Consider the following 23,188-nt stretch of genomic DNA (forward strand, 5'->3'; position numbering starts at 1 on the left):
GAAAGTAACTCGCCCGGCAAGGCGAAAAGTCTCTTCCCGCAACCTGCAATAAGAATGACTTCCACCATCATCACCGCACCAAATCCTCCCAAGCCTTATCCAACCGCTTGGCCGATACCGGGAACGGCGTCTTCAACTCCTGCGCAAACAGCGAAACCCGCAACTCCTCGATCAACCAGCGGTAATCCAGCAAGGCAGGCGGCACTTCATGGCTGGCCTTGCGCAAGCCCTGGATGCACGTTTCCCAGCGTTCCCAGATTTGCTGCACGGCCTGCCCGCTGCGGGTGTCACGCTCGACACTGCCGGGATATTTCTCGAGGCGCAGACGCATGGCCTTGATATAGCGCGGCAAGTGCTGCAGGGTTTCCCACGGCGTCGCGCTGAAAAAACGCTTGGGCAACAGGCGCGCGAGCTGGCCTTCCAGCTCCTTCTTGATTCTGGACAGGTTGGCGGGAGCGGCGTTCAACTTTTGTGTGAGTTGCGTGTATTCCGCGGCAATTGCCGTCGCCAGCCTGCCTGCACCCTCCACCACCGCAGGCAGGCGGGTGCGCGCACGGGTCTTCAACGCCATGAAATCCTGGTTGCTGCGCGGCAGCTCATCCTCGCCGATGAACGCCCGGTCGCTGATCGCGACCAGCATGTCTTCGCGCAACTCGTCAGGGTTCATGATGTTGCGCAACTGCAAGGCATATTGGTTGAAGCCGGGCAGGCCTTTTTCCAGCTGCTTCATCTGCTCCTTGAGCTCGAAGCGCATCAGGCGGCGTACCCCCGCCCGGTGCGCCAACCTCGCCGCCAGCTCGGTATCGAAAAGCTTGATGGCGACGCTGTCGGCGTTGTCCTCCAACGCCGGGTAGCCGGTCAATTGGCGTCCGTCGCGGCTGAAACTCAAGGTCGGCGGCAGGTCGCCGAAATCCCACTGCTTGAGGCCGGATTTCTCGATGCCGGGCGAACTGCTGCGGAAAGTCAGCTGCGCCGCCTGGCCGAGCTGCGCCTTGAGCGCATGCCAATCGCGGCCGCTGCCCAGTTCGCGGTTTTTCTCGTCCACCACACGGAAATTCATGTAAAGGTGCGCATCCAGCGCATCGGCCTGCCATTCACCCGCGCCCAGCTTCAAGCCGGTACGCTGCTGGACATAGCTTGCCAACGCGGGCAGCAATGCCCCGTCTTTTTTGGATGCTGTTTCCAGGAAGCCGGTCACGAAATCCGGCACCGGCACGCAGACGCGGCGCAGCGTCTTGGGCAGTGCCTTGACCAGCGCCGTGACCTTGTCGCGTATCATGCCCGGCACCAGCCATTCCGCCTCCACCGGGTTGAGCTGGTTGAGCAAGGCCAGCGGCACGGTCGCCGTCACGCCATCCAAGGGATGCCCAGGCTCGAAGCGGTACTTGAGCGGCAACTTGACGCCGTCCAGCTCCAGGCTTTCCGGGAACTGCACCTCGGTAATGCCCGCCGCGCCGTGGCGCATCAGGTGGTCGCGCGTGAGATAGAGGATTTTCGGATTGTCCTTTTCGGCGTCCTCGCGCCATTTCTCGAACCCGGCGCCGTTGACGATGCCTTCGGGAACGACCGCGTCGTAGAACGCAAACAGCGTATGCTCGTCCACCAGCACGTCCTGCCGCCGCGCCTTGTGCTCCAGCTCCTCGATCTCGGCAATCAGGCGGCGGTTCGCTGCGAAGAACGGCGCGCGCGTATCAAACTCCATGTTCGCCAGCGCCTCGCGGATGAAAATCTCGCGCGACTCCTTGGGGTTGATCGGGCCGTAATGCACGCGGCGGCGCGGCACCACGGTAAGGCCATACAGGCTCACGCGCTCCCAGGCCGCTACTTGCGCCGGCTTACGGTCCCAGCGCGGGTCGCTGTAGTGGCTCTGCGTCAGGCCGCGCGCCAGCGGCTCTATCCAATCCGGTTCTATTTTCGCTACGCAACGCGCATAGAGCTTGGTGGTTTCCATCAGTTCCGCCGCCATCACCCATTTGGGCCGCGCCTTCTTCAAGGTGGAACCGGGCGCGACATGGAAGCGGATACCGCGCGCGCCGAGATAATTGTCCGCCTCGCCGTCCTTGAAACCGATATTGCCGAGCAACCCGGCAAGCAAGGCGCGATGCACCTGTTCATAGGAAGCGGGCTGCTCATTGAGCTTGAGTTCCAGCTCGTCGGCGATCTCGCGGAGTTGCTGGTACAGCTCATGCCACTCCTTGAGCCGCAGGAACGAGAGGAAATTGCTGTGGCACTTGTTGAGCAAGTCCTTGTTCGATTTCTTGGTCTTGAACGCGTCCTCGTACCATTCCCACAGCTTGATGAAGCCGAGAAAATCGGAATGCTCGACCTTGAACTTGGCATGTGCCTGGTCTGCCGCCTCGCGCTTGTCCATAGGCCGCTCGCGCGGGTCCTGGATCGCCAGCGCGCTGGCGATGATGAGAATTTCGCGCACGCAGCCCTGCTTCTTGCCTTCCAGGATCATGCGCGAGACGCGCGGGTCCAGCGGCAACCGGGCCAATTGCCTGCCGGTTTCGGTGATGTTCTGCTCCGCATCCACCGCGCCCAGCTCCTGCAATAGCTGGTAGCCGTCGGCGATATATCGCGAGCTGGGCGCCTCGATGAACGGGAACTCCTGCACGTTGCCCAGCTTGAGCGCGGCCATGCGCAGGATGACCGCGGCCAGCGAGGATCGCAGGATTTCCGGGTCGGTGAATTCGGGACGGTTGTTGAAATCCGCCTCGTCGTAAAGCCGGATACAGATGCCGTTGGACACCCGCCCGCAACGGCCCGCGCGCTGGCGTGCCGCCGCCTGCGAGATTTTCTCCACCTGCAACTGCTCGACCTTGGCGCGTGCGCTGTAGCGGTTGACGCGCGCCAGGCCGGTATCGATGACGTACTTGATGCCCGGCACGGTAAGCGAAGTTTCTGCGACATTGGTTGCGAGCACCACGCGCCGCCCGCCGCTGGAGCGGAATACTTTCTGCTGGTCTTCTATCGACAAGCGCGCAAATAGCGGCAATATCTCGGCATGGCGCAAGTGCTTATTGAGATAATCCGCCGTCTCGCGGATCTCGCGCTCGCCCGGCAGGAACACTAGGATATCGCCGCCGCCAAGCCGGGAAAGCTGCTCCACGGAATCAAGGATTGCCTCTTCCATCGCCTCCTCGGCATCGTCCTCTTCCAGCCACTTGGCCTCGGCGCGCGGCTTGCGCTGGATGCCCATGATGTCCTGGCCGAGCAGCTCCACATCATCGTCGTCATCCAGCCATTTGCGGATGGGGAGGTCGATGTTGCCAGACTTGCGCTTGATGCCGATGTCCACGATATCTTCTTGCGGCGACTCTTCCCGCATCGCAGCAGGCTTGGGAGCAGCAACCGGCGCGGGCGGTGCGATCACCATGCGGCGACCCAAAGGCCGGTAGCGGATTTCCACCGGATAGGTACGGCCTGACACCTCGATCACGGGCGCATTATTAAAGTGTTGAGAGAATCGCTCGGCATCAATCGTCGCCGAAGTCACGATCACTTTCAGGTCAGGGCGTCGCGGCAATAGCTGCTTGAGATAGCCAAGCAGGAAATCGATATTCAGGCTGCGCTCGTGCGCTTCGTCGATGATGATGGTGTCGTAGGCGTTGAGGAACCTATCGCCCTGCGTTTCCGCGAGCAGAATGCCGTCCGTCATCAGCTTGATATAGCTAGTCGCCAACACCCGTTCGTTGAAGCGCACCTGGTAGCCCACCGCCTCGCCTAGCGGCGATTTCAGCTCCTGCGCGATACGCGCAGCCACGGATCGCGCCGCAATCCGCCGCGGCTGGGTATGGCCGATCATCCCCGCCACCCCGCGCCCCAGCTCCAGGCAAATCTTGGGCAACTGCGTGGTCTTACCGGAACCCGTTTCGCCGCTGACGATCACCACTTGGTGCTTGCGTATTGCATCAGCGATTTCATCCTTACGGTTGCTGACCGGCAGCTCGGCGGGATATTCAGGTCTGGGCAGCTGCTCAAGCCGGGATTGGCGCCGTTGCACGGAAGCCTGGATCTTGGCGGCCACATCCGCCAGGGACTGGTCAACAGGTTTGCCCTGCTGCTGCGATGCATTCAGCTGTTGCAACCGCCGCCTTAACGGGAACTGGTCCTGCAACATGCATTCGGGAAGCTGCGCCTGCAATCGCTGCAGCATCTGGCGCTCGGAAACGGGATTGGGTGCACTCATAGATAGGCGTGGATTTTAGCATGGCTATGGAAACTTCATCGCCACGCCCCCAAGCATCAAGAGTGTTGCTGTATTAGTCAATTGAGACTAATTGCCAATACTCTCTTCAGTGGAGATAATCGTGAACGTAAAGAAATAAAAACTATTAATAACAAAACTTAATTTTGGGAGTAAAAATTGAAGTTAGTCCAATGTCTATTCTTGCCGTGATTCTGACACCTACATTCGGCAACGCAGCACCCAGCTATTCCCTTAGCCAACTAAGCGCACCAACCGGTTTCAGTTTCATCGTTGCCTCGGCGATCAATCAAAACGGCCAGATCGCTGGCACCAGTGCTTTTATTGATGTCGAACCAGCACACTCCCCAGGATATATTGTTGGAGCACGAGCCACTATCTGGCTGAATGGAAACGCGCAAGCAATTGACGGTGGTGCAGGTAAATACAGTCACGGCAACGCCATCAACGACCTTGGGCAAGTGGCCGGCGTCAGCTATACGCAATCGCCAGATTTCATGCAATACAACACTCAAGTTCCGGAGGGCTTGGAGTCCATTCCTCCGGGCCCAACGACCTACGATGCACAAGCAACCGTCTGGCATAACGGAACTGTTACCACCTTGGCTGGGTTGAGCAATCAATACGGCACCGCCAATGCAATCAACAACCAGGGACAATTGGTCGGCTGGAGTTTCAACGATCAAAACAAACAGACTGCCACATCATGGCGTAACGGAAACGCGATTGCCCTCACCACTACAGGATCCGCCAGTGAAGCGAGCGACATCAATAACCAAGGACAGGCGGTAGGCTGGCAAAATATAGGGGACCGGGCAAATGCGGTTTTCTGGACCAGCGATAATCAATTGATTGAGCTGGCTTCATTGGGTGGCATCGGCAGCCAGGCTTTCGCCATCAATGACGCTGGCTGGGCGGTAGGCTGGAGCACCTCGGCGGACTTGCAACAACATGCCACGCTATGGGCCGATGGCGAAGCAATCGACCTTGGTATACTAGGCGGCCATGCCAGCTACGCCTATGGCATCAATAACCTGGGCCAGGTCGTCGGCAGCTACATCAACAGTCCGCAAGACGGGTTTGCAGAATTCGCCATCCTCTGGGAAAACGGCAATGCCATCAACCTCAATAGCCTGATTGGCGACAGCATGGGCGTTACCCTGATTTCCGCCAACGGCATCAATGATCAAGGCTGGATTATTGCGCAGGGTGAAGACAGTCATGGACATCTGGGTTATTACCTGCTCGCTCCAGTCCCGGAGCCTTCCACCTATGCCCTGCTGCTGGCCGGGCTTGGCCTGATTACAGGCGTTTCTCAACGAAAATCCCGCGCAATAAACGCCTAGAACTATTCGTTTCCCAAACCCTGCTTGATCAAGCAGGGATTTTTTTGGCTACATCAGCCGCCACCCCATTACCTTTTTCCGGCCAGCTCGCATTCCGCTAGGCCTATCGAATTGCACTCCGGATGCATTGCTCATAACGTACCTCGCGAGTTTGGAACCAATATCAGCAAATTGTATTGCCTATTCTTTTACATCTTCTTGCTTTTTTTATACCGCACATGTAATCTAAATAGTAATTATTATTATTATTAATATATACGAATATTGAGATGCGCTCCTTATATCTTAGGAGAACCGCACTTGAAAAAAGATCAGCCTTCTCGCTCATAGAGAAAGCTATCCACCCCGACGGTGAGAGTCCGTGGGTAATTGAGAATGTATTTGAGTACTGGCGCCTTCTCGGGGAAGGGATTTCAGGTGCTCTCCATCAAGGAACAAATCAATGAAAATGACAACCACGTTTGCTGCCCTGGCTTTGGCTGGCGGCGCATTCTTCAGCAGCCATACTTTCGCTGCCGATAATGTTTGGTACAACGACTACCCATGGGGCGATGTTGCAGACGCCACGGATTACGCTGAATGGCACACATTCAGTGGCAGACGCGATGCAACACCTCAGTTCGGCGGCAACGCCTTAGTGAATGCCCAAGCGGGAGTATTCCCCGCCAGTTCTGGCAATCTCTATCATTTCTCGAGCAATGATGCCACTTACAACTTCCAGTTGACGAGCATTGGCGCAGTCGGTGACATATTCGACGTCTATCTCAAAGTCAAGACCAACGGCTCAACCTTCCTCCCGACAGCTACACTTGACGGTATAGAAGCTACAAAGATTACCCAATTTCATGATGTTGTCGAATTCGAGGGCTTGGGTTCCGGCTATGTAGAAGAAGCCTACTGGGTTTGGGAAAGCGTCGCCATTACCAGTGCAAATCAAGTATTCAACTTCAGTGCCCTCGCCAAGTCCCACACTAGCTTGGATCAATTGGCGCTGGCTACTGTTGCAGTTGCGGCAGTACCAGAGCCCAGCACCTACGGCATGCTGGCGCTCGGCCTTGGCATGCTGGGCTTCGTAGGCAACCGTTCTCGTCGTAAGCACACCACCTAATCGGTCAAACTGACGTTCCAGATACGGTATCCAAGCGTTCCTTGGGTGCCGTTTTACTGCTCATGCCCCATCGCACTACTCTTCATCATGACCATCAAAGAACAAATCGGCTTCGTTCGTCCATTATTGGCTGCAAGCCTGTTTATATTGACGCTACATGTCAATGCAGTCTTTGCTCATGAGCAGCAATCCGATGACCATGACGCAGAATCCATAGAACTATCTTCTCCCCAAACGCTTCACAAGAAATCAAGTGATACTCCAGGTACCGCAGTTCTTCCAGAAATTGGTGTCAGCGCAAGCAGCATCAAGCAGAAAACCGTTACCATCAACCGAACACAAACTATTACGACCATAGAAGCCAAAGAGCTTGAAAGAACCCAGCCCGCTACCATATTCGAGGCCGTGCGCGATGTTCCCGGCCTGGCAATCGAAGGCGGCCCCCGCCCTAGCGGCATGTCGTTCAATATCCGCGGCTTCAATGACAACGAAGATGTTCAGGTGCGTGTGGACGGCGTTCCGAAAGGTTTTGAAAAATATCGATTTGGCGGCACCTTTGCCGAGCCGGAACTGTTGAAATCCATCGAGGTGCAACGAGGGCCGCAAATTTCCAGCGGCTCAGGCTCCATAGGCGGCACTGTCCTGCTTCGCACCAAGGATGCCGCTGATCTGCTGAAGCCTGGTCAACGCTATGGCGCACGTATGAAATTCGGCTATGCGGACAATAACGATGAATTCCAGAAATCCTACCTCGTGTATGCGCGCCCTCACGACGCGATCGATATTTTATATAACCGTGCCTATCGTCACTCTAATGACATCACGCACGCAGACGGTAGCAAACTGGAAGCATCCAATGGCGATTCAAAATCCCAACTCCTGAAAGTCAGTATTTTTCCTACGGATACGCTGGAGCTTTCCACATCCGTTGTGCTGCTCGAAGAATCCGGGTTGCAGCAATACGATGCAACAGGGTCAAACCCCGATGCCTTCGGCAATGTGGTTCGCACGGTAGAAGACTACAGCATTTCCGAAACTATTCGCTGGAACCCCGATCATCCATGGATCAACCTCGTTGCCACCATCGGCAAAGGGCACACGAAAATGGATGATCTTTGCTATTTTGCAATCAATATAAAATGCACTAAAGCTTTAGGTACGAGATACGATCATCTCAACTTTAAAAGTACTACCATAGACATCGCGAATACTGCTGACATATTCACGCGGGAAAAATTCAGCCTGTCGCTATTGAGCGGATTGCAACATCGGAGCATCAGCAAAGAAGTCAGCAGGAAATACGATAACAACAACAGCTGCAAAGATCCTTTCCGTGATCCAAACTACCCTTGTAATGACGGGTTCTGGGCAGCCAGTGTTTCCGGCAAAAACACCTATTCCGCCTTTTACGCCCAGCCACGGTTGCAAATCGACCGGCTAGGAATTATCCCGGGGTTCCGCATCGATTGGTATGAGATCAAGACGCTTGAGCCCCGCGTCAAAAACCACTTAGCGGAAAAAGGCCTGTCGGACAGCATCAGCTTCGCGCATAAAACCTACAGCCTCGGTTTGACTTTTGACTTGATTCCCAAGCAACTGGTCTTGTTCGGCAACTATGCCCAGGGATTCCGTCCTCCATCCGCCAACGAGTATTTCTCATATTCGAAAGATGCAGATTTTCCTTACAATGGCTACGATGGCGGTGAAGGAAATTGCGCAACCCCTTCTACCAACTATATTTGCGGGGATGTGTATAAGCTGCAAAAAAGTGAATCTCGCGAAATCGGCTTGAGCTACGAAAACCCGCGCCTGTTCAATAGCGAAGTACAGTTGATGTCGAAACTCACCTATTTCGAGATAGACACCGACCACTTGCTACGTTCCTTCAGCATGCAACCAAGCACCGGCATGACAACCCAAGACGGCAAGGAAAGAAGAAAAGGCAACGAGGTCGAAGGAAGTTTGCTTTACCGCGACGCCTATGCGCGGGTTGCCTTTTCCAATACTTGGGGTACCGAAATCGATAACGCAGGAGATTCGGCAAAACTCTATCGTATTCCCGCAAAAACCTTCAATCTGACCATCGGCACCCAGATCCTGAAAAACCTGGGAGCCAATATTAGCTATAGAAAAGTATCCCCTCGCTTGGCATTAATCGGAAACTCTGGCCTTGGCATCCAGGACGGTTATGAAATATTCAATGCAGGACTCTATTGGGTAGCTTCTCCTCAGCTTGCTTTCCGCTTGATCGCCGAGAATATTAAAAACAAGGATTACCATCTCAATGCTGGCGGAGACTTTTCTGGATTCCAAGGCAACCGCGCCGCAGGCCGCAACATCCGCTTCATTACCGAGATAACCTTCTGAATTTTAAAACGCACCCTAATGCGAATGGGTTCATATTTCCATTGCATCAACCAATGATAATTGTTATCATTTATTTTAATGTTACTATTATTATGCAAGTATATCTATTTAACCCTTAGACACTGAATTTATGTTGCCAGCAAAAGCTCCCGTCAAGACCTGTCTACTCAACCTTTTGGATGAATTGGTCGAACATGACGGCTTTGGCAGCCTCAAGGTGGATATCCGCCTGCTCCGCCGCGGACAGAAGGAAATCATTATTGATTGCGGCAAGCAGTATCGCTTTGTCGTGGATTTCCAGCCTGTAGGCAATGATGGAGATAAAAATCAGGATAGCTCGACCAATTAATGGAATTGGTTTTCTGATCGCACCCGTTCATAGGGTGATGATCATTGATTGCTCGACGGTGTGGGTCCGTGAGCCTAAATGTTGAATTGAATGCTTACACCTTCAAGGGGAAGGGGTCGATGGCATTCACTTAATGATTAAAGGTACTCATGATGAAATTTTCAGCTTTAGCTCTCGCTACAGGTTTGGCTTTCAGCTCTTCCGCCTTCGCAACTGTCAACTCCTGGGATTCAACAGCGCCTTGGAGCGGCTCCACGATTGATTATGTAGAGTGGAACAACTTCGCTTTTGACAGCTCTGCTGGCAACAGCTACACCGACTCTACTCCTGATGTGGCAGGTGCCGGTAGCCTGACAGCAACCGGCACCCCTATCATCACCTCCACCTCCAATATCTATAGCTGGCAAGAGAACCCAATCTCTTACAACGCTTCTTTCACCGCATCCACCAGCGGTATTTTTGATATTTACCTGCGTCTTTCTATATCTGGCTTGGCAGCAGGCAACACTGCTTCCCTGGTCGGTGTCGGCGCAGCGACAGCCGTAGCCATAGATGCGGGCACAGGCACCGCTACAGGAGCAGGGACATTCTATCAATACAACGGTACTCAATTCGGCCTGGTTGATGCAGAACGCGAATTTTACTTTGTTTGGAATGACGTCTCCCTGACTCAAGGTAGCGCTGTCAGCTTCACATGGACAGACCCAGCCGCTCACGTCAGCCTGGACCAACTGGCACTCGCTACTGTGGCTGTTGCGGCTGTTCCTGAGCCAAGCACCTACGGCATGCTGGCGCTCGGCTTGGGCGTGCTCGCCTTTGCTGGTCGCCGTTCCCGTCAGAACAACGCCTAAGTCTCAATCAGACAACAGGCAACACCTTACCAGCCCGCCTTCGCGCGGGTTGGTATCTTTACACTCAATCGGGGTAACATCATGACGTTTTCTTACAAGCTTGCTGCCATCGCCTTGGCAGCAAGCGCGACTTTCGCCACTTCCGCATCCGCCACTACCAATGTTTGGGATTCCGCTACGCCTTGGGGCGACGCAACGCCTGTGCAATACGTAGAGTGGAACTCCTTTGATACCGTCGCAGGTGACAGCACACCCGAAATCGGCGCAGGCACCATCAGCCTGACTCCTCCTGCTGCCATACAAATGGGCGAAGGCATCTACACCCTGTTCAACATCCCGACCTTCACTGCCACATTAGCTGGCACTGCCGGCGTGTTTGATGTCTACCTGCGCACAGCAGCACAAGGCAACACATTGGATACTACAGCCACATTGAACGGCACCAGCGCCACTGCTGTCGTCGCCTTCAGCGGAGTAGGTTCCCAGGGCGATGAGCAGGAACTCTACTGGGTCTGGAACAATGTCGCAGGAGCCGACCTCTATACGTTCCAATTCAAGGCCGCATCTGAGCACATCTTTATCGACCAGATTGCCTTGGCAACTGTGGCTGCAGTACCTGAGCCAAGCACTTATGCCATGCTGGCGCTCGGCCTGGGCATGCTTGGCGCTGCCAGCCGCCGCACCCGCAAACAAAACTAAGCTTTTTTAGCAGCACGCCTGTCATGCGCTCATGCATGACAGGCGCATTTTTCCATAGCACTCACATTCATCTTTTGGACAATGACAACCGCCAGCTTCAGCGTCTTGAACCGCCGCATCATATTGACGCTTGTTCTGATGTCAGCCCTGGCGTATCACCCTCTCTCTGCGTTGGCAGATGAGCCTGAAGAAGAGAAGCAAATAGAATCACCCGGTAAAACACCGCCCGCTCCTGCCGCAAAACCAGCGCAAGGCAATGCCGCAGCCACTGTATTACCAGAAACCAGCGTCAGCTCTTCCAGAATTCAGGACGAGCACATCAACAAAACGCAGTCCATCACCAAGATCACCGCCGAAGACCTTGAAAGACGGCAAGTCTCTACCGTATTCGATGCCGTAAGAAACACGCCCGGTGTCAGCATCGACGGTGGCCCGCGCCTCAATGGCATGAGTTTCAATATTCGTGGATTCGAGAGTAGCGATGTCGCGGTGTCTGTCGATGGCGTGTTGAAAAATTATAGTAAATATCGTTCAAAAGGGACTTATATCGAGCCTGATCTATTGAAAACCATAGAGATCAGGCGCGGCCCGCAAATCAATACCAATTCTGGCTATATTGGAGGCGCAGTTATTACCAGAACCAAAGATGCCGAAGATTTTCTCCGCCCAGGCCAAACCGCAGGCGCCCGCATCAAATTTGGTTACGGCAACAACAATGATGAATATCTGCGCTCCTATCTTGCCTATGCGCGCCCGCATGAAAGAATCGACTTAATCTACAACTATACCAATCGTCAATCCAATGACATGACGCTTGGAAATGGCGATAAATTTGCATACTCGAACATCAATACTGTTTCCGAGTTATTCAAAATTACTTTATATCCTGTGGATTCATTAAGAGTTTCAACCTCGCTGGCAAAACTCAAGCAAGCACCTACCGCGCAATTGTATGACACCATCACAGATTTGATATTTTCCACCCCTTATGTTCTGCGTGCGATCGATGAAGAAACGATTTCACAAACATGGGAGTTCACCCCGGACAATCAATGGATCAACCTCAAGGCAAGCATAGGGACAGGGCATACGAAGCAGGATGAGACAACTCCACATGGCTGGGTAGGCAACAATGGGAGCGGGATGTTTGATTTTGGTGACCGCATAGATACTTATAGTTTCAAGAATACGAATGTTGATCTTGCCAACACAGCCAATATTTTTACCAGCAAAGATCTCAATCTGGCATTGCTGATTGGCATCCAATACGCAAAACAAGAAACAATCACTCACCGGACATACACAAGGCCCAACGCAGTTTCTGCCGTGATGGTGGACAATAATCCAACACCATCAGCCCTTAACACGAGTACGGCGTTTTACATTCAACCTACAATACAGATTAAACGGTTAACCATTACACCCGGTTACAGAAAAGATTACACCTCCTTGGAAGCGCTAGATCAATACAGACAAGCCATGGATGCTGCCAAACAGCGTCATGAAATCCAATTCAGGGAAGAGATTTATAATCTGGCACTAGCTTTTGATATTCTTCCAGAAAATCTTACCGTTTTTGCCAATTATGGACAGGGTTTCAGTCCAATTCGCGCAGGATCGGCCTTTATTCTCGGGCCAATAGTTGCTGGAGTACCTTCGAGCCAGAGCCTATGCCCCCGAGATTATTCGTCATGTGATGACACTTATCGTCCCCAACGGGTTGAAAGCACAGAAGCAGGTATCAATTACGCAACCAATCACTTGTTTGGACAGCCGATTCAACTCACATCAAAAGCTACTTTTTATCATATCCACACCAGCAATGCGGTGATGAATGCAGGCAATCCACAATACCTGACCCAGCGCAGAAATGGTTGGGAATTTGAGAACCATCTCAATTACAAACAGCTATACATGCAGGCATCCTACTCAAGAATTGCAGGCAGTGTGTCATATCCGAACACCAATGCTTCCCGTCCGCTTTATACCATCCCTGGGAATGCATTTAATTTGACACTAGGGGCAAATATTGGGAAAAACTTCGATATCAACCTCAACTACCGCAGAGTTTCAGATCGGCTCTATTTGAATGGTTTGTCTGGTGCAACAGCACGTTTTGCCACTCAAGATGGTTACGAACTTTTTAATGCTGGCATACGATGGAGCCCTAACCAACACCTTACGTTCAGGCTTGTTGGCGAAAATCTCGGTGATAAAGAATATACCCTGGACGGTGGATTCAGTGGGAATATCGGCCTGCCCGGCCCCGGGCGTAACATCAAATTCTACACAGAACTTATTTATTAACTCTATCATCAATATTGGATCAACCAGAGGAGGCGTCATGAATCAATTGGCTACAACCGAACAGCAATACCAGGCTTTTCAGAATGCAAAAAAAGAGCAGAAACTGCGCAACCGCGAAGCGGCGCAGGCCATCGGTATCAGCGAAGGCCAGGCTATTGCGAATGCGATAGGCCGCGAAGCCATCCGCCTGAAGGCTCCGTTCCAGGACATTATTGCGGATGTACCCAAGCTGGGCCGAGTGATGGCGTTGACCCGCAATGAGAGCACCGTGCATGAAAAAATCGGTACTTATGAAAATATCTCATTCGGCCATGCCGGCCTGGTGCTGGGTCCGGATATCGATTTGCGAGTGTTCTATTCTTACTGGAAACATGGTTACGCCGTGACCGAGGAAACTGAAAAAGGCCCGCAGCGCAGCCTGCAGTTCTACGATGCCACCGGCACCGCCATTCACAAAATTCATCTGAAAGACTTCAGCAATGTGGATGGCTGGAACGAGATTGTGCAAAAGCACCGCAGCGATGATCAAACGCCTGGACAAGCAGTGGAGAGCGCCCAGCCTGCCCCGGCAGAGAAACCCGATAGCAAGATTGACCAGGAAGGCTTCAAGGCAACCTGGCTGGCGATGAAGGATACCCATGACTTCTTCCCGCTGCTGCGCAAGTTCGGCGTAAGCAGGCTGCAAGGTCTGCGTCTGGCACCGGAAGGCTATGCCTACAAGGTGGATAACATTTCCACCCAAAAGGTGCTTGAAATCGCCGCCGCAGATGGCACCAGCATCATGTGTTTCGTCGGTAACCCCGGTAATATCCAGATTCACACCGGGCCGATCAAGAACGTTAAGGAGATGGGGCCATGGATCAATGTGCTGGATGAGACATTCAACCTGCATTTGCGCACTGACCTGATTGCAGAATCGTGGGTAGTGAGAAAACCAACAGATGACGGCGAGGTAACCTCATTGGAAGTGTATGACAAGGATGGCGAAATCATGGCGCAGTTCTTTGGCGAGCGTAAGCCAGGCAAGCCCGAGCTGGCGGCCTGGCGCAATATCGTGGCCCAGTTGCCTATCCTGGCTTAGAAGAACGGTAGAAAAAGATGATGAAAAGCCGCGCTTTGCTGTTTGCTGCCATGTTCATGATTGGCAGCCATGCTGCCCATGCTGCTGAAAAGCTGCTGACCATCGGCGGAGCTGTCACTGAAATTGTCTATGCGCTGGGCAAGGGTGACGAAGTGATTGCCAATGACCTGACCAGCGCCTACCCGGAAGCAGCGGCGGGTAAACCGAAGGTGGGCTATATGCGCACCTTATCCGCCGAAGGGCTGATTTCCACGGGTGCCACGCTGATTATCGCCGAGGCGGGCGCTGGCCCGCGCAATGTGATTGACCAAGTGCGCAATGCAGGGGTGAAAGTGCTTCAATTGCAGGAAAACACTCATACCCCACAGCAAGTAGCGGCAGACATCCGTACGATAGGCAGACAACTCAATGCCAACACCACGGAGCAAGTAGCCAAGCAATTTGAAAACGCCTGGAAAGAAACCGAGTCCCAGCTAGTCAAATTGCCAGGACAGCCGAAAGTGTTGTTTGTCATGAGCAATGCAGGCCGCGGCGCACAAGCGGCAGGTGACGACACAGCTGCCTCTGCCGTCATCCGTCTGGCACGTGCAGAGAATGTCATGGCGGGACAATACAAGGGCTACCGCCCTCTCAGCGCTGAAGCACTGGTCGCCGCCGCGCCTGAGGTCATCATCGTCACCAATGAAGGGCTTGAAGCCAGCGGTGGCCTGCAAAATTTTCTGAAAACACCGGGCATCGCCATGACGCCCGCGGGTAGAAATAAGCGTATTGTAAGCATGGATACGCAATATATTCTGGGCTTCACGCCTCGCCTGCCCTCCGCACTGGCTGAGCTGGCTCAGGCCATTCGCAAACAATGAGTGTTGTCGCACCTTCAATGCATCCCATCATCGCCGCAAGCCGTAGCATGCAATTACGTAGCCGGGTGTTGATCGGGCTTGGCGTCACGCTTGCCATCCTGATTGTGCTGGCAGCCGGGATAGGCGCAGTCAGCATTCCACCTTTGGATGTCTTGAATCTGCTGATGCGTCCGCCTGGTTCTTCCAGCTGGCAAGCCATCCCGCAGGAACAGATGCAACAGGCCATGGTGCTGTGGAACATCCGCCTGCCGCGCCTGGCCTTGGGCGTCCTCACCGGTATAGCGCTCGCGGTTTCAGGTGCAGCCATGCAGGCGTTGCTGCGCAATCCGCTGGCTGAGCCCGGCCTGGTTGGCGTTTCCGGTGGCGCGGCGCTGTTTGCGGCGCTAGCGATTGTGCTGGGCGGTAGCTGGATGGTGGCGCTACATGATGTGATCGGCGAATTCGCCTTGCCTATTTTTGCCTTCATCGGCAGCCTGATTGCTACTCTCCTGATTTTTGCCATTTCCACGCGCCAGGGCCAAACATCTATCGCCTTAATGCTGCTGGCGGGGATTGCCATCGGCTCGCTCTGCGGCGCATTGATCGGGCTGATGACCTTTATCGCCTCCGATTTGCAGATGCGCTCCCTCAATTTCTGGTCGCTTGGCAGTCTGGGAGCCGCTACCTGGCCAATGGTCACCATGGTGGCCTGCTTAAGCGGCAGTTCCGTGTTTATTCTGCTCAGGCAATCCAGCGCGCTCAACACGCTGGCACTGGGCGAGGTGCAGGCCAGCCTGCTTGGAGTCTCCGTGCGCCGACTCAATCAGATATGCATCGGGGCAATTGCGCTGGCTGTCGGCGCTGTGGTGTCTGTAACTGGCATCATCGGCTTCATCGGCCTGGTGGCTCCACACCTGGTGCGGCTCGCCGTTGGGCCTGACCAACGCCTGGTCATGCCCGCATCCGCGCTGGTAGGTGCCATTCTTGTGCTGTTGTCCGACCTGCTGGCCCGCACCATCGCCACTCCCACAGAAGTGCCTGTCGGCATCATCACTGCCCTGCTCGGCGTGCCTTTCTTCCTGGCGCTGCTGTTCCGCATGCGGCGCAAGATCGGAATGTAAGCCAAAATGCTGAACGTCATCGACACTACGCTCAATATCGGCAGCAAAAGGCTGCTTCACAATATCAATTTCACGATTGCGCCAGGCGAACTGGTTGCGATCTGCGGCCCCAACGGAGCAGGCAAAAGCTGCCTGATCCGCCTCATTTCTGGTGAATTGAAGCCCAGCCTTGGTGAAATCCACTGGGCAGGCAAGCCGCTATCTGCATGGAATCTGCTCCAGCTCGCCCGCCAGCGGGCGCTCATGCAGCAGCATGCGGAAGTCGGCTTTGCCTACACGGCGCTGGAAATCATCCTGCTGGGCCGCCATCCCCATCATCAGGGAGCCAGCCGCGCGCAGGATTACCAGATCGCCCTGGCTGCCATGCAGGAAGTCGATGCCGTTCATCTTGCCAATCAAATATACACCACCCTTTCTGGCGGAGAACAGGCACGGGTGCAGATGGCACGCGTACTGGCGCAGATATGGGAAAGCACGGCAACACCACGCTTGCTGCTGCTGGATGAGCCCACCGCTGCGCTGGATCCACTGCAACAACACCGCATGCTTGATATTGCCCGCAAATGGGCGGACAAAGGCGATATTGCCGTGGTCGCCATCGTGCACGATCTCAACCTTGCGGCTCAATATGCCGATCGCATTGCTTTGTTACGTGATGGGAAATTGCAGGCAATCGACACGGTAGAAACCATTATGACACCCGCGATGGTGGAAGCCTGTTTCGACCTGCCCTGCATATTGCTCAACCATCCAGATGGTGGCACACCAATGATTGCCGCACGCAGACGAAGCGAATAACAACCTGTTCACGAGCTTTTCATGGAATACATGCGTTGCCGCTGTTATTCCAGCCCTCAAGCCGCAGTTTCTTGAGTAATGCCTCCCGCATGACAAGAAGCAAGGGTAAGTTTTAGCTGATCAACCTATCTAAACCATCAGAGGTATTCACATGAGCACACTGAAAACGGTGGAGATCAAGGCCTTTGTTCCGGCAAAAGATTTCCAGCTTTCCCAGCAGTTTTATCAAGATATCGGCTTCGAAAAACGCTCGGAAGGTGGTGGTATTGCCTATTTCTGTTTTGAACATTGCGCCTTCCTGTTACAAGATTTTTGCGCGGAAGGACTCGCTGAAAACTTCATGATGCATCTGCTGGTGGAAGACGTCTCCGCCTGGTATGACAAAATCCAGCAGGCTGACATCGCCCGTAAATATGGGAGCAAGATTTCAGGCCTGACCGATCAGCCTTGGAGAATGCGTGATTTTGCCTTTACCGACCCCAGTGGCGTGCTCTGGCGCATCGGACAGAATATTTGATGATTATATGCGCCATGACCTTAACTTATAGCTAAGCAGTTAGACGCGCATTAAAAAGATCAATCCAGCCAGATCAGGCTGGCCATGCGTCCTGTCACCTCATCTCGCCGGAAGGAGAAAAAGCGCTTGGCGTCATGGTAGGTGCATAAACCGCCGCCATAAACCGCGGTCACACCTGTATTGGACAAGCGTTGCCGTCCCAGCAGGAAGATATCTCCGAACCATTTGCCAGAAACAGCAGGTTTGAATGCCTGCTCTGCTTTCGCATCGCGCTCGATGAAGGCAGCCCTGACCTCGTCGCCCACCTCAAATGCATCGGGGCCGATGGCAGGCCCCAGCCAGGCCAATAACTCGTTGCCAGGTTTGTTCATGGCCTGCACTGTCGTTTCGATCACGCCATCCAGTAAACTGCGCCAGCCCGCATGCACGGCAGCCACGATGGTGCCAGCCTGGTCGCAGAGCAATATCGGCAGACAATCCGCCGTCATGACGGCGCATATGGTATGCCGGGTACGCGCAAACGCCGCATCGGCATCCGGCACGCAACTCGCAGTGCTGGCATCTACCACTTCTATGCCATGCACTTGGTTGAGCCACACTGGTTCCGTCGGCACATAGCGGTTCAGACGCTGGCGGTTGGCTGCCACGTCCAGCGGAGCATCACCGACATGCATTCCCAGGTTCAGGCTGTCGTAAGGAGGTTTACTGATCCCACCGGCACGTGTGGTCTGCAAGGCTCTGACATTGGCGGGCGCAGGCCAATCGGGGATGATCAGGTCATGGTCATTCAGCATCATCGTCCTCCTCAAGCCACTCATCGTCGTCATCGCCGATGTATTCATAGGCGAATTCGTCATCGTCCACATAAAAGGCATCTGCTTCTTCCGGCGGCACATTTTCCGCGCGGATGGCTTCCAATAGCATCTTCATATCAGCAGCCAGCTCCACTTGCCATTCCATCTGCTCGCCGGTAGCTGGATGTTTCAAGCCCAGTCGGATAGCGTGCAACGCTTGGCGCTTGAAGTTCAGCAGCACCGTGCGGAGATTGTCTGAGATGTGACGCAGCGGCAAGATGCCGCGAATACCATAGACAGGATCGCCCACAATCGGTGCCTTGAGATGTTGCATATGCACGCGGATCTGGTGCGTACGCCCGGTTTCCAGAAGGCAACGCATATAGGTATACACTGCAAAGCGGTCCAGCACTTCATAATGGGTGACAGCAGGCTTGCCCATGCGGTTCACTGCCATCTTGGTGCGTGCATGCGGATGGCGGCCAATGGGCTGGTCAATCTTTCCATTGCGCCACACCTGGCCCCAGACAATAGTGCGGTATTCGCGCTTGACGGTACGCGCCTGTAACTGGCGCACCAGGTTGGTCTGCGCCTCAAGCGTCTTGGCGACGACCAGCAGCCCGCTGGTATCTTTATCCAACCGGTGCACAATGCCGGCACGCGGCACATCCTTGAGCTGCGGCGCGTGATGCAGCAAGGCGTTGAGCAATGTGCCGCTCCAGTTGCCTGCCGCAGGATGCACCACCAGCCCTGCCGGTTTATTGATGACCAGGATATGCTCGTCCTCGAATACCACGTCCAGCGCGATATCCTCCGGCTCAAACGCCAGCGACTCCGGGACAGTCTGCGGGATGATCTGCACCTGCTCACCACCCCACACCTTGAACTTGGCGGTAGGTGTTTCACCAGCGATGGTAACCAAACCATCCTTGATCCAACCCTGGATGCGCGAGCGCGAATGCTCAGGCATCAGGCGTTGTAATGCCTGGTCGAGGCGCATGCCGCCAAGCTCCTGGGTAATTGTGAGAGTAATAGGCTGTGTGGTGTGGCTCATCGGTTATAATTAAAAAATATAGCCCTGTTCTCAGGGCTGTTGCATTATTGATCGGCATCCACAACCTTAATCATGGATTTGTAAATGAAGCATAGTTTAGCGTTAATTGCAGCACTCTGGCTCACCGGCTGTGCGATTTTCGGCGCACCGACCGAACTGGATGAAACCAAGGGCTGGCCCGTGCAGCGCATCTATGCTGCTGCGGAAGAGAACATGAAAACCCGTGATTTCGATAAAGCCATCAAGTATTTCCAGATCCTGGAGTCGCGCTACCCCCATGGCCGCTATGCCACACAATCCCAGCTTGACGTGATCTACGCCCATTACAAGAAAAGTGACCCGGCCGCGACCATGGCTGCCGCCGATCGCTTCATCAAGTTGCACCCCAACCATCCCAATGTAGACTATGCCTACTACATGAAAGGCCTGGCAACCTTTAATGAGCGCGGCTTGGTCGAAAAACTTACCAAGCAGCAGATCAGCGACCGCGACCCAAAATCATTGCGCGAATCCTTCCTTTCCCTCAAGGAACTGGTGAACCGCTATCCCAACAGTCGTTACGTCAAGGATGCCAGCCTGCGCATGAGTTATCTGGTCAACTCCCTGGCACAGCACGAAATGCATGTGGCGCGCTACTACATGAAACGCCAGGCTTATGTGGCCGCCGTCAACCGCTGCAAATATGTCATGGAATTCTACCCGGACACACCTGATGTCGAGGAAGCGCTGGTGATCATGATCAGCGCCTATGACGCCATGGGCATGAACGACCTGCGCGACGACACCAAGCGCGTCCTGGTCAAGAACTACCCCAACAGCCCCATCCTCACCGGCAATGCGCCCAGCGACGAGCGCGTATGGTGGAAATTCTGGGAAAGCCTGCTTTAAAGCAATCAGCAGAACTCACCTGGCATGTCGCCATACCTTGTTGTATCGTTCTTACTACTGCTTGCAGAGAAACATCTAGCTAGAGTACTACGCTGAGTCTCGTCAGCCACTTCACTCTTATCAAAAACTTGGCCGGGCAACTGCCCGGCCAACGTCACCAGTACATCTGAATATCAAATATCTCAGCCTTATTTCTTGATCGCTGGCTTCTTCCTGATATTCCGCGCGCTTGCCACTACTCCCGGCTGTTTTCCGGCCTTGCGGCCTTGCTCCTCATTACGGCGCGCATTCATGGTCGCCCGCTCCGCAGTCTTGCGCCTGCGCATGCTGACAATCCCCTCGCCCTGCTTGCGCTCTTCCGGCTCCGCAAACGGATTATCGCCCTGATTAAACTGGACACGCAGCGGCGTGCCAGTAAGCTGGAACGCCTGGCGGAAAACGCCAGCAAGGTAGCGTTTATAGCTATCCTTGATCCCTTGCACATGGTTGCCATGAATTACCACGATAGGCGGGTTGCTGCCACCTTGGTGGGCATAGCGCAGCTTGGGGCGTATGCCCTTGCTGATCGGCGGCTGGTGCTGCATGGTGGCATCCTCCAGCACACGGGTGAGTTGCGGGGTTGAAAGCTTGGCCATGGCAGCCTTGTAGGCCGCATCAACGGAGCTGAACAACTCTCCCAGCCCTTTCTTGCGCAGGGCGGAAATATAGTGAAACTTGGCAAAGTCGAGGAATTGCAATTTACGGTCAATCTCGCGCTTGATCCACTCGCGCTTGTCCTCTTCCAGGCCGTCCCATTTGTTCACTGCTACCACCAATGCACGGCCGCTGTCGAGAATATAGGCCGAGACGTGCGCATCCTGCTCGGTAATGCCTTCCTGGGCATCCACCACCAGAATCGCCACATTGGCTTCCTCGATCGCCTGCATGGTCTTGATTACGGAGAATTTCTCCACAGCCTCGAATACCTTGCCGCGCTTGCGCACGCCAGCGGTATCGATAATGGTGTAATCCTTGCCGTTGCGCTCCAGATCGAGATAAATGGAGTCACGGGTCGTACCTGGCTGGTCGAACGCAATCACGCGTTCTTCGCCCAGCAAGGCGTTGACTAAAGTGGATTTGCCCACATTCGGGCGACCGACAATGGCTACCTTGGGTACCTGGTTGGCTTTGGCTTTATCCTCTTCATCAGGCTCGGGGAAGTTTTCCAGAGCAAGCTCCACCAGGTCGCGCACCCCCTCCCCATGCGCTGATGAAATCGCCAACGGGTCGCCTAGCCCCAGTTCATGAAACTCGGCACTGGCGATAGCGCGGTTCATGCCTTCGGTCTTGTTCACGGCAAGCAGGATGGGGCGTTGGCTGCGGCGCAGGCGCTCCGCAATCACCTTATCCTGTGGCGCCAACCCATTACGGCCGTCCACCAGGAAAATCACCACATCGGCTTCATCAACTGCAAGCAGGGTTTGCCGCGCCATTTCCTTGAGGATGCCGCTATCAACTAGCGGTTCGAATCCACCGGTATCCACCACCAGATAAGGTTTGCTGCCCACCACACCACGGCCATAATGCCGGTCACGCGTCAGGCCCGGCAAATCGGCAACCAAGGCATCGCGCGTCTTGGTCAGGCGGTTGAATAAGGTGGATTTGCCGACATTGGGACGGCCTACCAGAACGATTGTAGGGAGCATGGTTTATTTGGCTACTGAAATAGCGAAGAGGCCACCCTTACGGGTCTGCACCAGGAAACCATTGGTTCCCAGCGCCACCGGCTGAGGCATGACAGGGCTTTTTTCGGTTTGCAGCCTGGCGACAAAATTGCCTTCATCCCTGTCCATGAAGTGGACATAACCCTCAACATCGCCCACCGCCACCACGCCCCCCATGGGCAGCGGCGCGCTCAATTGACGATTTTTGAGGTCTGGCTGACGCCAGAAGGTGCGTCCACTGGAATAATCAAGCGAGAATACAGAGCCAGCGCTGTGGGAAACATACACTCTCGCCTCTTCAGCGCCGAGGCCCGTATAGCTGGAAAGATCCCTGGTCCAGGTCACACGTCCTGTCGTGCGCTCAACGGCAGCCACACGACCTTGGTAGGCAGCAGCATACACCATCGGCCCATCCACGACCGGCAGGCTGGTGATGTCGGCAATCCGCTCCAGCTCAGTGGTGCCTTTGGGCAAGGCTACTGAAGCCTCCCACAGAGTTTTTCCATCCTCAGCTTTCAATGCCACCAGCTTGCCACCGGCAAACCCTGCATATACAGCGCCATCAGCGATGGTGACACCTGCGCTGCTTCGCAAGGTCAATGTTGGCGTCGCGCGCTCGTACACCCACTTACGGGCGCCATCCTTGACATTCAAGCCAAAAATCCGGCTATCGCCGCAGCGCACGACCACTACATCCTGGTCCACTTGCGGCGCGCTCAGCACTTCGCTGCTGACCTTGGATTTCCATAGCAACTTGCCATCAAGGTTATAAGCCAGCACGTAGCCCTTGGGCGTGCCAACGAGTACCAACTGATTACCGAAGCCAACGCCGCCGGTCAACGGCTCGCCAGCATTGATTTTCCATACCTGCTTGCCCTTGATGGCATCTACCTTGGCAATATCGCCATTACCGCTCGCAGCATAGATAAAGCCATCTGCCGCCGCAGGGATAAAATCCGCCAAAGCAGATTCTCCCAGCCTGGCTGACCATACAATTGTCGGCTTCAGGGTAGCTTTGAAATTGACGAGCTCAGCAGGCGGGTCCACATCGTCCCGCCCAAACACACGCTCGGAAATATCCGTCTTGAGATCGGTCAGCGAGGTGCAACCGCTAACGGCAAAAGATGCTGCTATCAGCAATGAGATTAAACGCAAA

Annotated in this window: 18 protein-coding genes; 13 read left to right on the forward strand and 5 right to left on the reverse strand. The window is 54.4% G+C overall.

What is annotated here, in order from left to right; translation table 11 throughout:
• Nucleotides 1-70: 70 nt before the first annotated feature.
• On the reverse strand, nt 71-4,123 hold the full coding sequence (gene hrpA / locus V7Z75_RS01980) for an ATP-dependent RNA helicase HrpA (protein ID WP_334106886.1): 4,053 nt from the start codon (nt 4,121-4,123) through the stop codon (nt 71-73).
• A 260-nt stretch (nt 4,124-4,383) separates the two neighbouring features.
• Between hrpA and V7Z75_RS01985 the strand changes: the two genes are divergently transcribed.
• The 12 genes from V7Z75_RS01985 (at nt 4,384) to V7Z75_RS02040 (ending at nt 17,593) form a co-directional block, all read left to right on the forward strand.
• Entirely contained in the window at nt 4,384-5,556 is a 1,173-nt protein-coding gene (locus V7Z75_RS01985) for a PEP-CTERM sorting domain-containing protein (RefSeq protein WP_334106783.1), read from the forward strand.
• A gap of 442 nt (nt 5,557-5,998) precedes the next feature.
• Nucleotides 5,999-6,664, forward strand: a complete 666-nt coding sequence (locus tag V7Z75_RS01990) for a PEP-CTERM sorting domain-containing protein (RefSeq protein ID WP_334106784.1) — start codon at nt 5,999-6,001, stop codon at nt 6,662-6,664.
• Between the two features lie 87 nt (nt 6,665-6,751).
• Nucleotides 6,752-9,031: a TonB-dependent receptor domain-containing protein gene (locus tag V7Z75_RS01995; RefSeq protein WP_334106785.1), complete on the forward strand. Its 2,280-nt coding sequence runs from the start codon at nt 6,752-6,754 to the stop codon at nt 9,029-9,031.
• Between the two features lie 130 nt (nt 9,032-9,161).
• Nucleotides 9,162-9,380, forward strand: a complete 219-nt coding sequence (locus V7Z75_RS02000) for a hypothetical protein (protein ID WP_334106786.1) — start codon at nt 9,162-9,164, stop codon at nt 9,378-9,380.
• Between the two features lie 149 nt (nt 9,381-9,529).
• Nucleotides 9,530-10,231 (forward strand): PEP-CTERM sorting domain-containing protein, encoded by a 702-nt coding sequence (locus V7Z75_RS02005; protein WP_334106788.1) that lies wholly within the window; start codon nt 9,530-9,532, stop codon nt 10,229-10,231.
• An 81-nt stretch (nt 10,232-10,312) separates the two neighbouring features.
• On the forward strand, nt 10,313-10,930 hold the full coding sequence (locus V7Z75_RS02010) for a PEP-CTERM sorting domain-containing protein (RefSeq protein ID WP_334106790.1): 618 nt from the start codon (nt 10,313-10,315) through the stop codon (nt 10,928-10,930).
• An 81-nt stretch (nt 10,931-11,011) separates the two neighbouring features.
• Complete coding sequence (locus tag V7Z75_RS02015; protein WP_334106791.1) at nt 11,012-13,237, forward strand: TonB-dependent receptor domain-containing protein; 2,226 nt, start codon at nt 11,012-11,014, stop codon at nt 13,235-13,237.
• Nucleotides 13,238-13,274: 37 nt separating this feature from the next.
• Nucleotides 13,275-14,318, forward strand: coding sequence for a hemin-degrading factor (locus tag V7Z75_RS02020; protein ID WP_334106793.1), 1,044 nt, complete (start codon nt 13,275-13,277; stop codon nt 14,316-14,318).
• Nucleotides 14,319-14,335: 17 nt separating this feature from the next.
• Nucleotides 14,336-15,178, forward strand: a complete 843-nt coding sequence (locus V7Z75_RS02025; RefSeq protein ID WP_334106795.1) for a heme/hemin ABC transporter substrate-binding protein — start codon at nt 14,336-14,338, stop codon at nt 15,176-15,178.
• Complete coding sequence (locus tag V7Z75_RS02030) at nt 15,175-16,278, forward strand: FecCD family ABC transporter permease (RefSeq protein ID WP_334106796.1); 1,104 nt, start codon at nt 15,175-15,177, stop codon at nt 16,276-16,278. Before V7Z75_RS02025 ends, V7Z75_RS02030 begins: the two co-directional genes overlap by 4 nt.
• A 6-nt stretch (nt 16,279-16,284) precedes the next feature.
• Nucleotides 16,285-17,076 (forward strand): heme ABC transporter ATP-binding protein, encoded by a 792-nt coding sequence (locus V7Z75_RS02035; RefSeq protein WP_334106798.1) that lies wholly within the window; start codon nt 16,285-16,287, stop codon nt 17,074-17,076.
• 151 nt (nt 17,077-17,227) lie between these two features.
• On the forward strand, nt 17,228-17,593 hold the full coding sequence (locus V7Z75_RS02040; protein ID WP_334106800.1) for a VOC family protein: 366 nt from the start codon (nt 17,228-17,230) through the stop codon (nt 17,591-17,593).
• A gap of 59 nt (nt 17,594-17,652) precedes the next feature.
• Here the strand turns inward: V7Z75_RS02040 and pgeF are convergent, their stop codons facing one another.
• The gene (gene pgeF / locus V7Z75_RS02045) at nt 17,653-18,387 is read right to left on the reverse strand and encodes a peptidoglycan editing factor PgeF (protein WP_442919858.1); all 735 of its coding nucleotides are present in this window, start codon (nt 18,385-18,387) and stop codon (nt 17,653-17,655) included.
• A complete protein-coding gene (gene rluD, locus V7Z75_RS02050) occupies nt 18,377-19,441 on the reverse strand; it encodes a 23S rRNA pseudouridine(1911/1915/1917) synthase RluD (protein ID WP_334106803.1) in 1,065 nt (354 codons plus the stop codon). The genes pgeF and rluD overlap by 11 nt, the downstream gene beginning before the upstream one ends.
• Nucleotides 19,442-19,525: 84 nt before the next feature.
• On the opposite strand from rluD, the gene V7Z75_RS02055 reads away from it, so the two are divergent.
• The gene (locus V7Z75_RS02055) at nt 19,526-20,329 is read left to right on the forward strand and encodes an outer membrane protein assembly factor BamD (RefSeq protein WP_334106804.1); all 804 of its coding nucleotides are present in this window, start codon (nt 19,526-19,528) and stop codon (nt 20,327-20,329) included.
• A 188-nt stretch (nt 20,330-20,517) separates the two neighbouring features.
• Here the strand turns inward: V7Z75_RS02055 and der are convergent, their stop codons facing one another.
• Both der and bamB read right to left on the reverse strand, forming a co-directional pair.
• Nucleotides 20,518-22,014 (reverse strand): ribosome biogenesis GTPase Der, encoded by a 1,497-nt coding sequence (gene der / locus V7Z75_RS02060; RefSeq protein ID WP_334106806.1) that lies wholly within the window; start codon nt 22,012-22,014, stop codon nt 20,518-20,520.
• A 3-nt stretch (nt 22,015-22,017) separates the two neighbouring features.
• On the reverse strand, nt 22,018-23,187 hold the full coding sequence (bamB, locus tag V7Z75_RS02065) for an outer membrane protein assembly factor BamB (RefSeq protein ID WP_334106808.1): 1,170 nt from the start codon (nt 23,185-23,187) through the stop codon (nt 22,018-22,020).
• Nucleotide 23,188: the final 1 nt, after the last annotated feature.

This window comes from Methylobacillus sp. (assembly GCF_036844465.1).
In the GTDB taxonomy this organism is placed as follows: Bacteria; Pseudomonadota; Gammaproteobacteria; order Burkholderiales; family Methylophilaceae; genus Methylobacillus.